The 16739-nt window shown below is 68.9% G+C and carries 13 protein-coding genes; 4 read left to right on the top strand and 9 right to left on the bottom strand.

Annotation, left to right across the window (positions count from 1 at the left end; translation table 11 throughout):
* Positions 1–167: 167 nt before the first annotated feature.
* From zwf to EO170_RS05005, 5 genes are all read right to left on the bottom strand, one after another.
* The gene (zwf, locus tag EO170_RS05025) at positions 168–2030 is read right to left on the bottom strand and encodes a glucose-6-phosphate dehydrogenase (protein WP_164740910.1); all 1863 of its coding nucleotides are present in this window, start codon (positions 2028–2030) and stop codon (positions 168–170) included.
* Positions 2027–3826: a glycoside hydrolase family 15 protein gene (locus tag EO170_RS05020; RefSeq protein ID WP_119129842.1), complete on the bottom strand. Its 1800-nt coding sequence runs from the start codon at positions 3824–3826 to the stop codon at positions 2027–2029. The genes zwf and EO170_RS05020 overlap by 4 nt, the downstream gene beginning before the upstream one ends.
* Before the next feature lie 63 nt (positions 3827–3889).
* Positions 3890–4219, bottom strand: coding sequence for a phosphotyrosine protein phosphatase (locus EO170_RS05015; protein ID WP_104585219.1), 330 nt, complete (start codon positions 4217–4219; stop codon positions 3890–3892).
* Positions 4220–4245: 26 nt separating this feature from the next.
* Positions 4246–7566 carry an ankyrin repeat domain-containing protein gene (locus EO170_RS05010; protein WP_126942950.1) on the bottom strand — a complete coding sequence of 1107 codons (3321 nt, stop codon included), beginning with the start codon at positions 7564–7566 and terminating at the stop codon, positions 4246–4248.
* Positions 7559–7819, bottom strand: coding sequence for a YcgL domain-containing protein (locus EO170_RS05005; protein ID WP_104585241.1), 261 nt, complete (start codon positions 7817–7819; stop codon positions 7559–7561). Before EO170_RS05005 ends, EO170_RS05010 begins: the two co-directional genes overlap by 8 nt.
* A gap of 217 nt (positions 7820–8036) precedes the next feature.
* Between EO170_RS05005 and EO170_RS05000 the strand changes: the two genes are divergently transcribed.
* From EO170_RS05000 to EO170_RS04985, 4 genes are read left to right on the top strand one after another with little or no spacing between them, the layout of a single operon-like run.
* Positions 8037–9233 (top strand): beta-ketoacyl-[acyl-carrier-protein] synthase family protein, encoded by a 1197-nt coding sequence (locus EO170_RS05000; protein ID WP_126943226.1) that lies wholly within the window; start codon positions 8037–8039, stop codon positions 9231–9233.
* Positions 9233–10006: a beta-ketoacyl synthase chain length factor gene (locus EO170_RS04995; protein ID WP_115678070.1), complete on the top strand. Its 774-nt coding sequence runs from the start codon at positions 9233–9235 to the stop codon at positions 10004–10006. Before EO170_RS05000 ends, EO170_RS04995 begins: the two co-directional genes overlap by 1 nt.
* Positions 10003–10824 carry a glycosyltransferase family 2 protein gene (locus EO170_RS04990; protein WP_104585211.1) on the top strand — a complete coding sequence of 274 codons (822 nt, stop codon included), beginning with the start codon at positions 10003–10005 and terminating at the stop codon, positions 10822–10824. The genes EO170_RS04995 and EO170_RS04990 overlap by 4 nt, the downstream gene beginning before the upstream one ends.
* A complete protein-coding gene (locus EO170_RS04985) occupies positions 10821–12443 on the top strand; it encodes an NAD(P)/FAD-dependent oxidoreductase (protein ID WP_126942948.1) in 1623 nt (540 codons plus the stop codon). The genes EO170_RS04990 and EO170_RS04985 overlap by 4 nt, the downstream gene beginning before the upstream one ends.
* Positions 12444–12816: 373 nt before the next feature.
* Here EO170_RS04985 and fabG read toward each other — a convergent pair whose 3' ends face one another.
* From fabG to EO170_RS04960, 4 genes are all read right to left on the bottom strand, one after another.
* Positions 12817–13554 carry a 3-oxoacyl-ACP reductase FabG gene (fabG, locus tag EO170_RS04975; protein WP_126942942.1) on the bottom strand — a complete coding sequence of 246 codons (738 nt, stop codon included), beginning with the start codon at positions 13552–13554 and terminating at the stop codon, positions 12817–12819.
* 169 nt (positions 13555–13723) lie between these two features.
* A complete protein-coding gene (locus tag EO170_RS04970; protein ID WP_104585239.1) occupies positions 13724–14164 on the bottom strand; it encodes a phosphotransferase in 441 nt (146 codons plus the stop codon).
* A complete protein-coding gene (locus EO170_RS04965) occupies positions 14151–16517 on the bottom strand; it encodes an MMPL family transporter (protein ID WP_126942939.1) in 2367 nt (788 codons plus the stop codon). Before EO170_RS04965 ends, EO170_RS04970 begins: the two co-directional genes overlap by 14 nt.
* Positions 16507–16731: a hypothetical protein gene (locus tag EO170_RS04960; protein WP_104650325.1), complete on the bottom strand. Its 225-nt coding sequence runs from the start codon at positions 16729–16731 to the stop codon at positions 16507–16509. The genes EO170_RS04965 and EO170_RS04960 overlap by 11 nt, the downstream gene beginning before the upstream one ends.
* Positions 16732–16739: the final 8 nt, after the last annotated feature.

Raw genomic sequence — 16739 nt, 5'->3', positions numbered from 1 at the left:
TCCAAGTCCTAAGCCGATGCGGATGGCGAACCTGCACCAACCACCCACAATCGCTGCCGTGTTCGTAGGAGCGTGCCTGCGCGCGACCCGGGCGTTACCGATAAAGCCCGTCGCGCGCGGGCACGCTCCTACGTGGAGCTGCGGCGGCCGTATGCCGCTCGCATCCCTCAGCGGCGTGGCGTGCGCGCCGCGGTCTTGCTGGTCGACTTCTTCGCTGCGCGCTTGCCTGCCCCGGTTTTGCCGGCGGTCTTTGCGACCTTGCCGGTTGCGCGTTTGCTCACGGCTTTCTTGGTCGCGCTGCCCGGCGACGTAGCCGCATCCTGTAATGGTCTTGCTGCAGCCGCAGATGCGCGGCTGGCTGGCGCCTTGGTGACCTTTTCGGCTGCCGCCTTGGTGATCTTCCTGGCCGGTGCCTTGGCAACCTTCTTGGCCGTCTTCCCGGTGGCTTTCTTGACCGGCGTGGTGGCGCTGCCACGGGCGTCCGGTGCGCGGCGCGGCGGTGGCTTGCGGCCCGGGGTGAGCGCGCGCCAGGCGTGTCCACCATTCATGGCCAGCAAGGCATCGGCGGCCGAGGGGCCGGCGCTGCCGGCGGCGTAATTGGGGAAGTCGCTGGGCGGTTGTTTCCAGGCATCCAGGATCGGCTGCACGATGCGCCATGCCCCTTCCACCATGGCCGCGTCCTGGAACAGGCCGGCCTCGCCGTTCATGCAGTCCTGCAGCAGGCGCTCGTAGCCCACCGTGTATTCCTTGGGGAACCAGTCGCGATAGCGGAAGTCCATGCGCACCGGTGCCAGGCTGACCTGCGCGCCGGGGCGCTTGACGTCGAACTGCAGCGAGATGCCTTCGTCGGGCTGGATATGCAGCACCAGCCAGTCGGGGCCGTAGCCGCCCACTTCGGTGCTGCGGAACGGCGCCAGCGGCGCCGGCTTGAAGCGGATCGCGATCTCGGTGGTGCGCTCACGCAGGCGCTTGCCGGTGCGCAGGTAGAACGGCACGCCGGCCCAGCGCCAGGTGTCGACCTGCAGCTTCATCGCCACATAGGTTTCGGTTTCCGAATCGTCCGGCACCGTGTCTTCTTCGCGATACCCCGGCACGGCGCTGCGGTTGACCGCGCCGGAGGCGTACTGGCCGCGCACCACGTCTTCGGGCTTGATCGGGCGCACTGCTTCGATCACTTCGGCGCGGCGGCGATGCATCGCCTCGGTGGTGAACGCGGCCGGCGGCTCCATCGCAATCATCGCCAGCAACTGGAACAGGTGATTGGGCACCATGTCGCGCAGGCAGCCGGTGGGATCGTAGAAGCGTCCGCGCCCCTCCACCCCGATGGTTTCGGCGGCGGTGATCTGCACATGATCTATGCGGTCGCGGTTCCATACCGGCTCGAACAGGCCATTGGCGAAACGGAACGCCAGGATGTTCTGCACGGTTTCCTTGCCGAGGAAGTGGTCGATGCGGAACACCTGATCCTCGTGCAGCACCTTGGCGACGGTGGCATTGAGCGCGACGGCGCTGGGCAGATCGTGGCCGAAGGGTTTTTCCACGATCACCCGACGCCAGCCCTCGCCCTCGCGTTGCCTGACCAGCCCGGCTTCGCCCAGGTTGAGCAGTACCGGCTCGAAGAAGCGCGCGGCGGTGGCCAGGTAAAACAGCACATTGCCCTGGGTGCCATAGCGCTTGTGCAGTTTCTCCAGCGCGCCACCCAGGGTTTGATAGGCGCCCAGGTCGGTGAAATCGCCGCGCAGATAATGCATGCGCTCGCGCAGCCACTCCCAGGTGTCGGTATCGAACTCGTCGGTCTGGAATTCGGCATCGCGGCTGCTGAGCAGCTCGGTCATCGACTGGCCCATCATCGTGCGCCACGAGCGCTCGCTGATATCGCCATGATCCATGCCGACGATGGCGAACTGCTCGCCCAGCGCGCCGGAGCGGCGCAGGTTGTATAGCGCCGGCATCACCAGGCGCTTGGTCAGGTCACCGCGTGCACCGAACACCACGATGATGCACGGCGGGGTTGTGGCTTGTTCGTTCATGGATGTGTTTCCTTTTCGCCCATGCGTCCGTGCAGGCGCAATGCCGCATTGACCAGAGCCACGTGGGAATACCCTTGCGGGAAGTTGCCAAGCATGCGTTTGCTGCGCGGGTCGTACTCTTCGGCAAGCAGGCCCACGTCGTTGCACAGCCCGAGCAGACGTTCGAGCAGCATGCGTGCCTGCTCGGTGCGCCCGAGCAATGCATAGTTTTCCACCAGCCAGAAGCTGCAGGCAAGAAAGGTGCCCTCGCCGGCCGGCAGCCCGTCGGCGCTGTCGTCGGCGCGATAGCGTTCGACCAATCCATCGATGGTCAGGTCGCGTGCGATCGCATCGGCAGTGGCGGCGATGCGCGGATCCTCGGCCGGCAGGAACCCGACGATCGGAATCAGCAACAGCGACGCGTCCAGACGGTCGGAACCATAGCTCTGCACGAAATGCCCGTCCGGGTGCACGCCCTTCTCCAGCACTTCTGCGCGGATTTGCTCGGCGATACGGCCCCAGTGTGCGCGCTTGGCCGCATCGGCATTGGTGATGCCATCGCGCGCGCCGCAATCGAAGGCCAGCCAGGCCATCACCTTGGAATGCACGAAATGACGGCGCTCGTCGCGGATCTCCCAGATGCCTTCGTCGGGCAGCCGCCACAGCGTTTCCAGCGTCTCCAGCACTTTTTCCAGCAACGATGCCGACGAGCCATCGGCGTCGGACAGCGGTGCCACGCCCTTTTCGCGCGCGTAGTGGAACGCGCCGATCAACTCGCCGTAGACGTCGAGCTGGAACTGATCCACCGCCCCGTTGCCGATACGCACCGGGCTGGAGTTTTCATGGCCGGGCAGCCAGTGCGCTTCCCATTCCTGCAGCCGGCGCTCGCCGGCGATGCCGTAGAGCGCCTGCAACTGGTCCGGCGACCCGGCGATGGCGCGCTGTACCCAATCGCGGAAGGCTTCTGCTTCGTCGCGATACCCGGCCTGCAGCAAGGCGATCAGCGTGAACACCGAATCGCGCAGCCAGCAGTAGCGGTAATCCCAGTTGCGGGTGCCGCCCAGATGCTCGGGCAACGAGGCCGTCGGCGCAGCGACGATGCCGCCGGTGGGCAGATAGCTGAGTCCTTTCAACACCACCAGCGAGCGACGCACCTGCTCGGTCCAGGGGCCGACATCGGTGCAGCGACGTGCCCAGCCATGCCAGAACGCGGCCGTGCGTTGCAGCGCCTGTTCCGGATCGATCGCCGTCGGCGTGGGCTGATGCGACAGGCCATGGCTGAGCAGAAACCAGGTGCTCTGGCCCTGACGCAGCGTGAAGTCGGCTTCGGTGCCCATGTCCTCGCCATGCAGCGCCTGTGGCGAGCGCAGGGCGAGCTGGTCGGGCCCGGCGATGGCGCGGATGCCGCCATCGATACGCGTCACCCAGGGCACGGTGCGGCCGTAGTTGAAGCGGAAGGTCAGGCGCATGTGCATCGGCACCTCGCCCTGCACGCAACGCACGATCCGCACCAGGTGCTGGTGGCCGTCGCCTTCCTCGCTGGCGACCATGAAGTCGACCAGTTCCACCGTGCCGGTGTCGGTGTGCATGCGCGTGCACAACACCAGGCTGTCGTCTTCATAGGCACGTTCACTGCGAAAGTCGCCGGCCGGCGACAACGCCCATTGCCCGTGCTGCTCATCGCCCAGCAGGGATGCGAAAAACGCGTCGGAATCGAAACGTGGCAGACACAGCCAGTCGATGGTGCCACGGTGGTCGACCAGGGCCGCGCTGTGGCAATTGCCCAGCATGGCATGGTCCTCGATACGCACGCTCATCGTAGAGGCGCTTCCTTCGTGCGAGTGAGGGCCCAGTCTTGCACGCGCAGTGTCGGGATCAGGTTACGAGAACGCCGGCAGACGCAGCAATGGTGGCACCGTGTGTTCCAGGCGACGGATCAGTGCCGGGTCCATGTAGGCGTAGTCGTCGGGAATCTGCAGACAGGCCACCCGGCAATGGCGCAGATGCGCGGCAAAGCGTTTGCGCAACAGCTGCAGATGGCGACGCTCCATCACCAGCACCAGCTGCGCCTCGTGCAACAGCTCCGGGGTGAGCTGCACGTCCGCATCGGCGGCCAGCCCGGCCGATTGCGTCTGCACGCCCGGCCAGTCGGCGAACACGCGCTCGGCGGTGGGGCTGCGCAGCCGGTTGCGACTGCACACGAACAGCACCCGCAGCGGTGCCCCGCCGCGCTGGCTCAGCGGCCTTCGCGCAGGAAGCGCGCCATCGAGGACACACCCGGCAAGGCGGGCTCGAACTGGCCGGCCACATCGATGAAACCGCGCATGATCGCGATCTCGCGCGGGGTGCGGTTGAGCGCGTCGCGGCGGTCGGCATCGGCGCCGGCCCGCAGCAGGCGCTGCACCAGCAGCGGCAAACCGTGCAGGGCGGCCAGGTGCAGCGGGCCGAAACCGCGCTGATCGGCCACGTCCAGCGAGACGTCTTCGTCGAGCAGGCGTTCCACGCCAGCCAGCACCACCTGCTCGTCGCAGGCGGTGCCCGGTTCGGCGCGCGCGCCCAGCAACAGCAGCAGGGGGCTGACCCGGCCACCGGCCAGATACTCCGGGTCGGCGCCGGCCAGCAGCAAGGTATCCAGCAGGGCCAGCAGGCGGCTCTTGTCGCGCGCGGTGAAGCCGTACAGCGCGGCGCAATGCAGGGGCGCCAGGCCCTGGTCGTCGTTGGCGTGCACGTCGGCCGCCGCGGTGAGCAGGCGCGCCACGATATCCGGCAGGCCCAGCGCGCAGGCCAGCATCAGCACGGTGACGCCGCCGGGCAGGCGGTGCTCGATCTGCGCGCCGGCCTGCAGCAACGCGGCCACGATCTCGGTCTGGCGCATGCTCACCGCCGCCGACAACGGCGTGGCGCCGCTATTGGCTGCGCGTTGCGGATCGGCGCCGCGACCGAGCAGATGCGCCACCACGCCGAGATGGCCGCCACCGGCCGCACGCAGCAGCGCGGTGCAGCCCTGCGCATCGACGGCGTCGACCGGCAGGCCGAGATCGATCAGGCGACGCACCGCATCGGTGTCGCCGACCATCGCGGCCGCCGGCACATCCGCCTCGCGCAGGCTGCGGTGCGGCAGCGACCAGATGCGCCAGTCCAGCCAGTCGGCCAGGTCGCGGCGGCCGATCGACAGCGCCACGCCCAATGGGGTCTGCCCGTCGGCAGCGCGCGCTTCCGGCGAGGCGCCCTGCTTGACCAGCAATTTCAGCGATGCCTCGCGGCCCAGCGCGGTGGCCAGGTGCAGCGCAGTCATGCCGTGGCTATCGCGCGCCTCGCGGTCCACGCCGTGTTCCAGCAACCACTGCTGCAGGCGCAGCCAGCCCAGCCGCACCGCCAGCGACAACGGCGGATCGCCGGCCGCCGATGCGGCGAACGGGTCGGCGCCGCGTTCGAGCAATTCCAGCGCGAACTGTTCCAGCCCGCGCGATGCCGCATCGTGCTGCACGCAGGCGCTGAGCAGCCGTGTCAGCCCGCCCGCACCGGCGGGCGAGACGCCATGGCGCAGCAGCGCCTGCAGTGCCGGCACCGCCTCCACGCCCCGCGAGAGCAGTGCAAACATCGGCACGTCGCCGCAGGCATCGCGCACTTCGGCATCGGCCCCATGGCGCAGCAGCCAGTCCACCGCATCGGCGTTCAAGGCCAGATGCGCGTCGTGCAGCAGGCTGCCAAGTTCTTCCGGGCCACACAGGCGGGCCAGCGCGACCAGGCCGTCGCGTTGACCGAACTGCAGGCCTTCGCGCAACAACACCAGGGGCGGGCGGTCGGGCAGCAGCGCCACGCCGGGGGTCTCGCCGTGCGCATCGCTGACCGCCGCCGGCAACGGATAGGCGGGGTCGAGCAATTGCACGATCGCCCAGCGCCCGGCTTCGGCGGCCACATCCACCGCGCGCCGGCCGTGCGCATCAGCGCTGTCGGCCGGCACCTGCAGGTCGAGCAGGCGCCGGATCAGGGCTGGCGACACGTTGTCGGCGGCGCAGGCCAGCATCACCGCGTTGCGGCCCTCGCCATCGACGGCCAGCACATCGGCCTTGCGTGCGACCAGGCGTTCGAGCACGCCGCTCCGTGCCTGCCGCGCCGCATCCAGCCACGGCGTGCGGCCGAGCAGATCGCGCGCTTCCAGATTGGCGCCGGCCGCCAGCAGCGCCTCGACGATGTCGCCGTGCCCGGCCAGTGCGGCTTCGTGCAGGGCACTGCGGCGTTGACGATCGCGCGCATCCACGCGCGCCTTGTGCTTGAGCAGCAGTTGCACGCCGGCCGGGTCGTCTTCCTCGGTGCCGGCCGCTGCCAGCAGCACCGGCGCGCCGCCGTCCGGTTCGGAGTGGGCGCCGCGTTCCAGCAGGAACTTGGCCAGCCGCCAGTTGCCGACCTGGCAGGCCATCGCCAGCGGCGAGTGACCATCGTGGTTGAGCGCGTCGAGCTCGGCGGCGGCATCGCGCAGCAGCGCGGCCACGCCCGGGTCGGAACTGCGCACCGCGTGATGCAGCGGCGTATTGCCGTCGTTGTCGCTGGCGCGCGGGTCCGCGCCGTTGGCCAGCAGCGTCATCACCGCGTCCGGGCGACCGTGCCAGCTGTCGCGCGTGGCGGCCAGCAACGGCGTCATGCCGCGATGCGGCTGGTTGACGTCGACACGGCGCACGATCAGCTCGCGCAGCAGGCGCAGGTCCGGCAGCACCGCCGCCAGCGCGGGCAGGCTGCGTTGGTCGCGCCACTCCGGCAGCGGCATCGCCTGCGGGTCGGCGCCGGCATCGAGCAACTGCAGCGCGCGGTCCACGCGTCCGCTGCGCGCGGCCTCGAACAGCTCGGGCACCAGTTGGTGCTGGGCCACCGGCTCCAGCGGACGCGGCTCGGCCGCCGCTTCGGAAAAGAAATCGGCCGCCTGCAAGGCCGCCGGGGCGTCGCTGCGTCCCGGCGCGGCGGTGCGCTGCAACAGCAGATGGGCGGCCGGCAGCAGCACGCTGGCGGCGATCGCCAGGCTCCAGCGCAAGCTGCTCGACAGCCAGCCCGGCCAGGCCAGCGCCACCACCAGCGTGCACATCGCCAGCACCAGGGCAGCGGCGAGCAGGCCGCGCCAGGCGTGCAACTCCTGCGTCGCCAGCGCATGCCAGCGCGGGGCCAGGGCGCCGCCATCGCGCTCGACCTCGCCCCACAGCGGCCAGGTCCGCCACAGCCCGAGCAGCGCAGCGCTGACCGCCACACTCAGGGCCAACGCGGCAGCCAGGCTGCCGCTGTCGCGCAGGGCGGTCAGCGGCCAGCTGATCAGGGCGGCCAGCGCCAGCAGGCCCACGCCCCAGACCGTCAGCAGCGGCGGCAGGGCCTGCGCAACCGCGCGCGGCGGGCTGGGCAGTGCGCGGGTACCGCGCGCCCACGACACCGCCAGCGCGAACGCCGGCTGCGCCAGCCACAGCACCACCGCGGCAACGCCGCCGCCGATGCCGCCCAGCAACGACAACGCCACGCCGGCCGCCCCGGCCAGCGCTGCGGCCCGCACGCGTGCGGCCCGTGCGGCCTCAGTCATAGTCGCACTCGCCCGCCAGCACCACCGTCTTGGGCAGCTGCAGATAGAAGCCATGCTTGCCGAGTGCGTCGCGCACCGTGGCCACGTCGGCCTGCGCCAGGCGGCGCTCGGGCGTCAACGCCACCTCCAGCACGAACGCGAACGGCGCCAGCTGCGCGTGCACGGCGGCGGGAAGACCGGAGAAGTCGTCGCGCGTGGCGAGATAGACGAAGGTGTCCTGCTTGCGTTGGCTTTTATAGACGTAGGCGTGCATGCGCGCGTGGTCGCGCTCGATCGGCAAGTGTGTCGCAGGATTGTGTCCCAATTGCGCCGATGGCGAAAGCGCGGCAGCACGCGAAAAGTCCTGCCCCGTCAGCGACATGACCGGCACGTTCAGTTGCGCCATCGACGGGAGGCAGACCCGCCATCGATATACTGAGCCCACTTTTTGCCAGCAGACCACCGTGAGCCAAGCGCAGCATCCGTCCCAGATGGCCCCGGTCGCCGTCACCGCCTTTACCTCCACCACCGCGCTCGGCGCCGGGCTCGATGCCCAGGCTGCCGCCCTGACCGCTCGCCGCAGCGGCATGCGTCGCAACGATTTCGGCCCCCAGCCGCTGCCCTGCTGGATCGGCCGCGTGGAGGGCGTGGAAGACGTCGTCCTGCCGCAATCTCTGCAAGGCTGGGACTGCCGCAACAATCGCCTGGCCTGGCTGGCCCTGCAGCAGGACGGCATGGCCGAGGCCGTGCAGGCCGCCGCGCAGCGCTACGGCGCCGAGCGCGTGGCGGTGATCATCGGCACCTCCACCTCCAGCATCGGGGCCAGCGAGGAGGCCTATACGCGCCTGGTCGAAGACGCCGACGGCGCACGCTTCCCCGACGATCTGGATCGCCCGATCGTGCATACCCCGCACTCGCTGGGCGACTTCGTGCAGCACGCCACCGGCCTGCGTGGCCCCAGCGTGACCGTGGCCACCGCCTGTTCGTCCAGCGCCAAGGTGTTCGCCCAGGCCGCGCGCCTGATCGATGCCGGGGTGGTGGATGCCGCCCTGGTCGGCGGCGTGGATACCTTGTGCGGCAGCGTGCTGTTCGGCTTCAACTCGCTGCAGGTGGTGGCCCCGGAGCTGTGCCAGCCGTTCGATGCGCGCCGGGTCGGCCTGAGCCTGGGCGAGGCCGGCGGCTTTGCCCTGCTCGAACGCACCGCTGCCGCACCGCACGCCACCCTGTGGCTGTACGGCTATGGCGAATCCAGCGATGCGCACCATATGTCTGCCCCGCATCCGCAGGGCCTGGGCGCGCAGCTGGCGATGCGCGATGCGCTCGATCGCGCCGGCCTGGACGCCGATGCGGTGGGCTATCTGAACCTGCACGGCACCGCCACCCCGGCCAACGACAGCGTGGAGGCGGCCGCGGTGGCGGCGATCTTCCCCGCCACCCTGCACGCCAGTTCGACCAAGGCCTGGACCGGCCACACCCTGGGCGCGGCCGGCATCGTCGAATCGGTGATCGCGCTGCTGGCGCTGCGCGACGGCGTGCTGCCGGGCACGCTCAATAGCGCCGTGCCCGACCCGGCCTGCGGCCCGCAGATCCGTTTCGACAATGCCCATTCCAAGATCGATTACGCCATGAACAACTCCTTCGGCTTTGGCGGCAACAACTGTTCGCTGCTGTTCGGGCGGGCCCGCTGATGCTGGCTGCCACCATCGAGGGAATCGGCTTCTGGACCCAGGGCCTGCCGAGCTGGGAGGCTGCTGCGGCGTTCGTCCGTGACGGCACGCTGCAGGACACCGGGGCACGCCCGGCGCCGCAGCTGCTGGCCGCCAACGAACGCCGCCGCGCACCGGACACGGTGGCGGTCTCGCTGGAAGCGGCGCTGGCCGCCTGTCACGCCGCCGGCCGCGCGCCGGCCAGCCTGCCGTCGATCTTTACCTCCACCTATGGCGATCTGGCCATCTCCGACTACATGTGCACCACGCTGGCCAGCGACCCGTTGGCGATCTCGCCGACCAAGTTCCACAACTCGGTGCATAACGCCGCGGCCGGCTACTGGACCATCGGCGCCGGGGCGATGACCCCGGCCACGGCGATCAGCGCCAGCCTGGGCAGCTTCGCGCAGGGCCTGCTGGAGGCGTTGGTCCAACGCGCCGCCGGCATGGACGCGGTGCTGCTGGCCGGCTACGACGCCCGCTCGGTCGGGCCGCTGGGCCGGGTCGCACCCAGCCAGGGGCTGCTCGGCGGCGCGCTGGTGCTGGGCGCCCCCGGCCAGGCCGGCAAGCCGCAGCTGCGGGCGTGGCTGGACGACGGCACGCCAACACCGGGCGAGGGCCCGTTGTCGCGGCAGGTCGCCGGCAATGCGATGGCGCCGATGCTGCCGTTGTTCGACCTGCTCGCCGCTGGCGGCGAGCGCGTGGCGCTGTACGCCGGCCCGGGCCGGGTGCTGCAGCTGGAGGTGCAGCAGTGAGCCGGCAGCCGCTGACCCGCGAGGACACCGCGATCCTGGTGCCGGCCCTGAACGAGTCGCTGCGCATCCGCGAAGTGGTCAACGATGCGCTGACCTATTGCTCGAACGTGATCGTGATCGACGACGGCTCCGATGACGGCACCGCCGACTGCATCGCCGACCTGCCGATCACCCTGATCCGGCATCCGCAGCGCAAGGGCAAGGGCGCCGCGTTGCGCAGCGGGTTTGCGCAGGCGCAGCGGATGGGCATGCGCGCCGTGATGACCATGGACGGCGACGGCCAGCACAAGGCGGCCGATTTCCCGCGTCTGTTGGCCGCGGCCAACCGCCACCCCGGCTGTGTCATCGTCGGCGCACGCATGCGCAAGCGCGCCACCCAGCCCACCATCCGCCGCATCGGCAACGATTTCGGCGACTGGGGCATCGCCTGGGCCTGCGGCTTCCAGCTGGTCGACAGCCAGAGCGGCCAGCGCCTGTATCCGGCCTCGGTGTTCACCCTGCCCGACGTGCCCGGCGAAGGCTTCGTGTTCGAAGCGCAGCTGCTGATTTCCGCCGCACGCCAGGCCGGCGCGCGCGTGGTCGCGGTGCCGATCGAAACCCGCTACGCCGGCACCTCGCCGGGCACCTTCCGCAAGAGCCATTTCCGGCTGGTGCGCGACCTGTGGGAGATCACCTCGCACGTGGTCGTGCAGGCCTGGAGCTATGGGCATATCTGGCGCGAATACCGCCGCGTGCGCGCCAACCCGGTGCTGATCGACGACGCCGACGGCGAATTTGCTACTGTGCCCGCGGTCACCACGAACAAGCCATCCCCATGAATGCACAGCGTGCCGATGTCGTTATCACCGGTGGTGGCCTGGCCGGCCTGAGCCTGGCGCTGCAGCTGCGCCAGCGCGACCCCGAACTGGCGATCACCGTGCTGGAGCGCCGTGCGCATCCGGTGCGCGAGGCCGCGTTCAAGGTCGGCGAATCCACGGTGGAAATCGGCGCGCATTATTTTGCCGACGTGCTGGGCCTGCGCGAGCACCTGGAGACCGAGCAGATCCGCAAGTTCGGTTTCCGCTTCTTCTTTTCCGACAGGCGCCAGGACATCGACCGCTGCACCGAGCTGGGCGTCAGCCAGATCCTGCCGACGCCGTCGTGGCAGATCGACCGCGGCCGCTTCGAGAATTTTCTCGGCGAGCGCGCCCGCGCGCAGGGCATCACGTTTGTCGACGGCTGCAGCGTCAAGGGCGTGGACTTGGCCGATGACGATGCCGACCACGCCGTGCGCTACGAGCGCGCCGGCGAGGCCGGCACGCTGCGCGCACGCTGGGTGGTGGATGCCAGCGGCCGCGCCGGCCTGCTCAAGCGCAAGCTCGGCCTGGCGCAGGACAACGCGCACGACGCCAATGCAGTGTGGTGGCGCGTGGAAGGCCTGATCGACCCCAATGGCTGGTCGCAGGACAGCAGCTGGCTGCAGCGCTGCACTCCGCCGGATCGCTGGCGCTCGACCAACCACATGTGCGGGCCGGGCTACTGGTTCTGGTTGATTCCGCTCTCCTCCGGCGCGCATTCGCTGGGCATCGTCTGCGATGCGGCCATGCATCCGCTGGACACGATGAACACCCACGACAAGGCGATGACCTGGCTGCGCACGCATCAGCCGCAGGTCGCCGCCACGCTCGACAAGGCCGACTACCGGCTGCAGGACTTCCTGTTCCTGCGCAACTTCTCCTATGGCTGCACGCAGGTGTTCTCGCCGCAGCGCTGGGCGCTGACCGGCGAAGCGGGGTTGTTCCTGGACCCGTTCTATTCGCCCGGCAGCGACTTCATCGCAATTTCCAATACCTACATCTGCGAACTGATCGGCCGCGACCGCGCCGGCAGAGCGCTCAGCCCGTATGTCGAGCTGTATCAGCAGCTGTATTTCTCGTTCTACGAAAACACCCTGACCCTGTATCAGGATCAGTACGCCCTGTTCGGCGATGCGCAGGTGATGCCGGTCAAGGTGATCTGGGATTACACCTACTATTGGTCGCTGCTGGCGCCGCTGTTCTGCAGCGGACGGATCGCCGACCTCAGCCTGCTCTCGCGCATGAAGGCGGATTTTTTCTACGCGCGCGACATGAATCTGGCGATGCAACGCGTGCTGCACGACTGGGGCCAACACAACACTGCACAAGGCCTGGCCAGCGACGATGGGCGCCTGCTCGATCAATACCTGATCGGCTGGTTCAACGAACTCAACGGCGCCTTGCACGACACCCTCGACGACGATGCCTTTGCCGCGCGCATCCACCGCAACGTCGCGCAGATGGCGGTGCTGGCGCGCGAGATCCTGCACAAGGCGCGTCAACGCCATGCCGGACTGCCGGACCATGGATTGGACGCCTTGACCGCCAACGCCGTCGGCGAACCCATCCTCACCGCCGCCTGGTACGCCGACGCGGCGTAAGCTTGAAGACCGCCGGCGACGGCGCGTTTTTTCTGGATCCGCGCCAGCTTGATTCAAATGCCGGATCGGAAGACGCCGATCAAACCGCAACGCATCGAACGGCCGCGCGAGGTGCATTGCTTGCACAGGCACACCACCCATCTCGCCCGGTCCTTGCCCGCCCACCATCGCGGGACCTTACGCGGCAGGGATGCCGCGTAAGAGCCTCCATGGACGGATTCACGGCGTGTCCCGCGATGGTGGGCGGGCAAGGGCCCTGCAGCAAACTCACAGCGGCGAGGACACCGCACCTGCCAACCTGGTCGTGCGCTGATAGGAACCAAACTAGCCGCGCCTACCTGGGGGGGAGGCATCGTCGTTCTATCAGCGGCTCTCAGCCCATTCCACCATTGATGCCGATGACCTGGCCGTTGATATAGCCAGCTGACTCCGAACACAGGAACGCAACCAATGCGGCCACTTCGTCGGGCTTGCCGACGCGGCCGGCCGGCACCAGTTGCTTGATCACCTCCGGCGCGAAGCTTTCGCCGACCATCTCGCTTTCGATCACGCCCGGCGCGACCACGTTGACGGCAATGCCGCGGCTGGCCATCTCGCGCGACAGCGATTTGCTGGCGCCGTGCAAGGCGGCCTTGGCCGCGGCGTAGTTGGTCTGCCCGCGATTGCCCAGCACTGCCGCCACCGACGACACGCTGACGATACGGCCCCAGCGCGTACGCGCCATCGGCAGCAGCAACGGCTGGGTGACGTTGAAGAACCCGTGCAACGACACGTCGATGACCCGATGCCACTGTTCGGCGTTCATGCCGGCCATCGGCGCATCGTCGTGGATGCCGGCATTGTTGACCACGATCTGGATCGGGCCAACCTCCAGCAGGCTTGCCAGCGCCGCTGCACTGGCCTGCGCATCGGCCACATCGAACGCCACCGCCTGGGCACTGCCGCCGTCGGCCACGATCGCTGCGACCACGGCGTCGGCGCGGGCGAGATTGCGATTGGCGTGCACGATCACATGGCGACCCTGCGCCGCCAGGTGACGGCTGATCGCACCACCGAGATCGCCGCTGCCGCCGGTGACCAGCGCGCGGCGCTGTGGAATGGATGTGCTCATGGACGCCTCGATGGAAGCCGCAGAAATGACGGCGGAAAAGAGCCTCATCCTAACGACTGGCAGCAAGTGCAGGAATAGACCGCCCGCATTGATCGCCCACATTCGGCAGGAGCGCGCTTGCGCGCGATGAGGCTTCAACGGTAACGCATCATCGCGCGCAAGCGCGCTCCTACAGGGCCCGCCCGGCGACCAGCATCACCGTGGCGCGGCCTTCGGCGAGCAACTGCCCCTGGTGGGTCAGGCGAAAGCTGTATTGCTGGCTGTCGTCGGCCTGCATCAATACCACTGCTTCGCATTCGATCGCAGCAGGAAGGTCGTCCAGATAGGCCAGATGCAACTCCACGCCTCGCAGGGCGACCAGCATGCCCAGGCGCGCTGGCTGGCTGGGATCATGCCCCAGCAAACCGCCATGCACCGCCATCGCCTGCGCACCGTATTCGCACAGGTGCAGCGCGCGCAGGCGGCCATCGGCGCGCAACGGATGCGTGTCGCTGCGATGCGCGTGACTGCGCAGCACGATGCGCTGCGCATCCCAGTCGACCACCTCTTCCCACAGGCACATGCTGCCCTGGTGCGGAATCAAGGCGGCAATCGCGTCACGTCCCTGCATGTGCACCTCCACTTCTTGCGCGCTCCAGCGCCGGCTCGCGCGACACCAGCAAGGCCAGGATGAAGTTGAACAACACCCCCAACGCCACCGTGCTGCCGATCGCCCGCAACACCGGGATGCTGGAGGCAGCCAACAACGCAAACACCAGCAAGGTCATCAGGCTGCACACGATCAAGGCATGCAAGGTGCGCAGCTGGTCGGCGTGATCGTCGCCGGCATGGTCGAAGAACAGCGCGTAATCCAGGCCCAGGCCTGCCGCCAGGATCAGCGCGATCAGGTGGAACAGGTTGAGCTCCACCCCCATGCCGCGCAGGATCGCCAGGATCAGCACCGTGGTCAGCGCCATCGGCAGCAACACGCGCACGATCCGGCGCGGGCTGCGCAACGCGATTGCCACCGTCACCGCCAGCAGCAGCGCAGCCAGCCCCAGCGCGCCGAGCACACGCCCACGATAGGCGGCAACCAGGGATTCGGAGGCATCCTTGAGATCCAGCGATTGCGCGCCACTGCCTTGCACGGCGGCAGCCACCACCGACGGATCGCGCAGGCCGGTCAACGACACCAGCGCGGTGCTGCGATCACCGCGCCCCAGCAGCAGCCCGCCGACCGAGGTCGCCAGCGGCGAGCCGGCCAGGTCCTTCGGCAACAGCGGCGCGGCGCGCTTGGCGGCGTCCAGATCCTGCAGGAATGGCGCAAACGCATCGCTGCGAAACGGCGTAGCGGCCACCGCACTGTCGGTCAATGCGCGCGCTTGCGCAGCATCCGGCAACGCGGCCTGACGCGCACGCTGGGTCTTGATGCTGGGCAGATAGCGCGCGGCCATGTCGTAACCGGTCAACGCACCGGCGCGCACCAGCGCATCCAGGCGCGGGCGCAACTGCTCGCTGGCCTGCAGCGCTGCCTCGTCGCTGGCGGCAGGCAATGCGAGCACGTAGCGCACGTCGGGGGCGCCCAGTTCCTGTCGCAGGTGCGTGTCCTGCGCCAACGCCTTGGGCGGCACCGGGGTCAGTTTCGACAGATCGTTCTGCCAGAACTGACCTGGCGCGAACGCGATCACCGCGATGCCGATCAGCGCAATCACCGCCAGACTGATGCGCGGCCGTGGCAGCCGCGCGATGCCACGCCACAGCGCGGCGAGGATGCGCGAATCGGCGTAGTCGCGCGGCGCCGGGTCGATCAACGCCGGCAACAGCCACCGGGTGGTGATCGCGGCGGTCGCCAGCCCGGCGATGGTGAACACCGCCAGCTGCCGCAAACCGTCCACACCGGAAAACAGGAAGGTCACATAGGCAATGCAGGTCGACACCACGCCGGTGGCCAGCGTCGGCCACAGATGGCGCGCGTTGTCGCGCGGATCCAGGCCGGGACGCTGATGGCTGAACAGGTGGATCGGGTAATCCTGCACCACGCCGATCAGGGTGAAGCCGAATGCCACGGTGATGCCGTGCACGCCCTCGAACAACACGGCCACCGCGCCCAGACCGGCCAGGCCGGCACTGGCCAACGGCAGCACGCCGAGCACCGGGATCTTCCAGCTGCGGTAGGCGACCAGCAGCAACAGCACCAGCCCCACCGTATCCAGCGTACCGATCCATTGCGCCTCGCCCTGCGTGCGCGCGGTGATTTCCACCGCAAAGGCGCCGGGGCCGGTCAGGACGAGCTGCGTCGAGGTGCCCTGGCTGACCTTGGCAAACGCCGTCCGCACCGCGTCGTAGGCCAGCTGCTGGCCGGTGGGATCGAAGCCGGCTGCGCGCGTCTGCGCGATCAGCAAGGCCGAGGTGCCGGCACGGTCGAACCACACCGCGTTGCGCGTCTGCGGCGCCGCGGCCGGCTGCAGGGTTTCGGCCAGATGCAGTACTTCCAGCGTCGGGTCGCGCGGCAACAACGGCTCCACCATCGCAGCGGCAGGTGAGCCCAGATCCTGCACGCGCGACTGCAACGCCGCCTGCAGGGTGTGCGCATCCAGCGGCGCGGCGTCGAAGCTGTCGCTGAGCAGATAGCGATACGGCAGCAGGCGCTCGGGGATCGCATCCAGGCCCGCGCTGCCGCCATTGCCGACCAGCTCGAACAGCCGCGGCTGCGCGGCCAGGGCCTGCTGTAGTGCCTGCGACTGCGCGGCCAGCGTGGCCGGGTCGCTGTTGGACAGCGCCATCAGCAACAGGCGCGAGCCGGGGCCTTCGCCCAGTTCTTCGATCAGCAGTTTCTGCGCCGGCGTGCGCGGGGCGGGCATGAACTTGCGCAGGTCGCCGGTGACCTTGAGCGTCTCGCTCAACCAAAACCCGGCCACCGCCAGCAAGGCCAGCCAGAGCAGCGCCAGGCCGATGCGGCGGTTGGCATTCAACTCAAATGCCATGTATCAGCTCCAACTGCGTGGCCGAACGTGCACCGGCCGCACGCGCGGCATCGGGCAGCAACAGTGCTTTCAGTGTGCTGAGGGCGGGCATGAACTTGCGCAGGTCGCCGGTGACCTTGAGCGTTTCGCTCAACCAAAACCCGGCCACCGCCAGCAAGGCCAGCCACAGCAGCGCCAGGCCGATGCGGCGGTTGGCATTCAACTCAAATGCCATGTATCAGC

It is taken from the genome of Xanthomonas sp. BRIP62409 (genome assembly GCF_003992965.1).
GTDB classification, from domain to species: domain Bacteria; phylum Pseudomonadota; class Gammaproteobacteria; order Xanthomonadales; family Xanthomonadaceae; genus Xanthomonas; species Xanthomonas euroxanthea.
The sequence above is the reverse complement of the archived record's forward strand: the minus strand, read 5'-3'. Positions and strand labels throughout refer to the sequence as shown.

Excerpts from the sequence above, each read along its gene's own strand:
- zwf (WP_164740910.1), bottom strand. The coding sequence starts at position 2,030 with ATGAACGAACAAGCCACAACCCCGCCGTGCATCATCGTGGTGTTCGGT.
- EO170_RS05020 (WP_119129842.1), bottom strand. The coding sequence starts at position 3,826 with ATGAGCGTGCGTATCGAGGACCATGCCATGCTGGGCAATTGCCACAGC.
- EO170_RS05010 (WP_126942950.1), bottom strand. The coding sequence starts at position 7,566 with ATGACTGAGGCCGCACGGGCCGCACGCGTGCGGGCCGCAGCGCTGGCC.
- EO170_RS05005 (WP_104585241.1), bottom strand. The coding sequence starts at position 7,819 with ATGCACGCCTACGTCTATAAAAGCCAACGCAAGCAGGACACCTTCGTC.
- EO170_RS05000 (WP_126943226.1), top strand. The coding sequence starts at position 8,037 with ATGGCCCCGGTCGCCGTCACCGCCTTTACCTCCACCACCGCGCTCGGC.
- EO170_RS04995 (WP_115678070.1), top strand. The coding sequence starts at position 9,233 with ATGCTGGCTGCCACCATCGAGGGAATCGGCTTCTGGACCCAGGGCCTG.
- EO170_RS04985 (WP_126942948.1), top strand. The coding sequence starts at position 10,821 with ATGAATGCACAGCGTGCCGATGTCGTTATCACCGGTGGTGGCCTGGCC.
- fabG (WP_126942942.1), bottom strand. The coding sequence starts at position 13,554 with ATGAGCACATCCATTCCACAGCGCCGCGCGCTGGTCACCGGCGGCAGC.
- EO170_RS04970 (WP_104585239.1), bottom strand. The coding sequence starts at position 14,164 with ATGCAGGGACGTGACGCGATTGCCGCCTTGATTCCGCACCAGGGCAGC.
- EO170_RS04965 (WP_126942939.1), bottom strand. The coding sequence starts at position 16,517 with ATGGCATTTGAGTTGAATGCCAACCGCCGCATCGGCCTGGCGCTGCTC.
- EO170_RS04960 (WP_104650325.1), bottom strand. The coding sequence starts at position 16,731 with ATGGCATTTGAGTTGAATGCCAACCGCCGCATCGGCCTGGCGCTGCTG.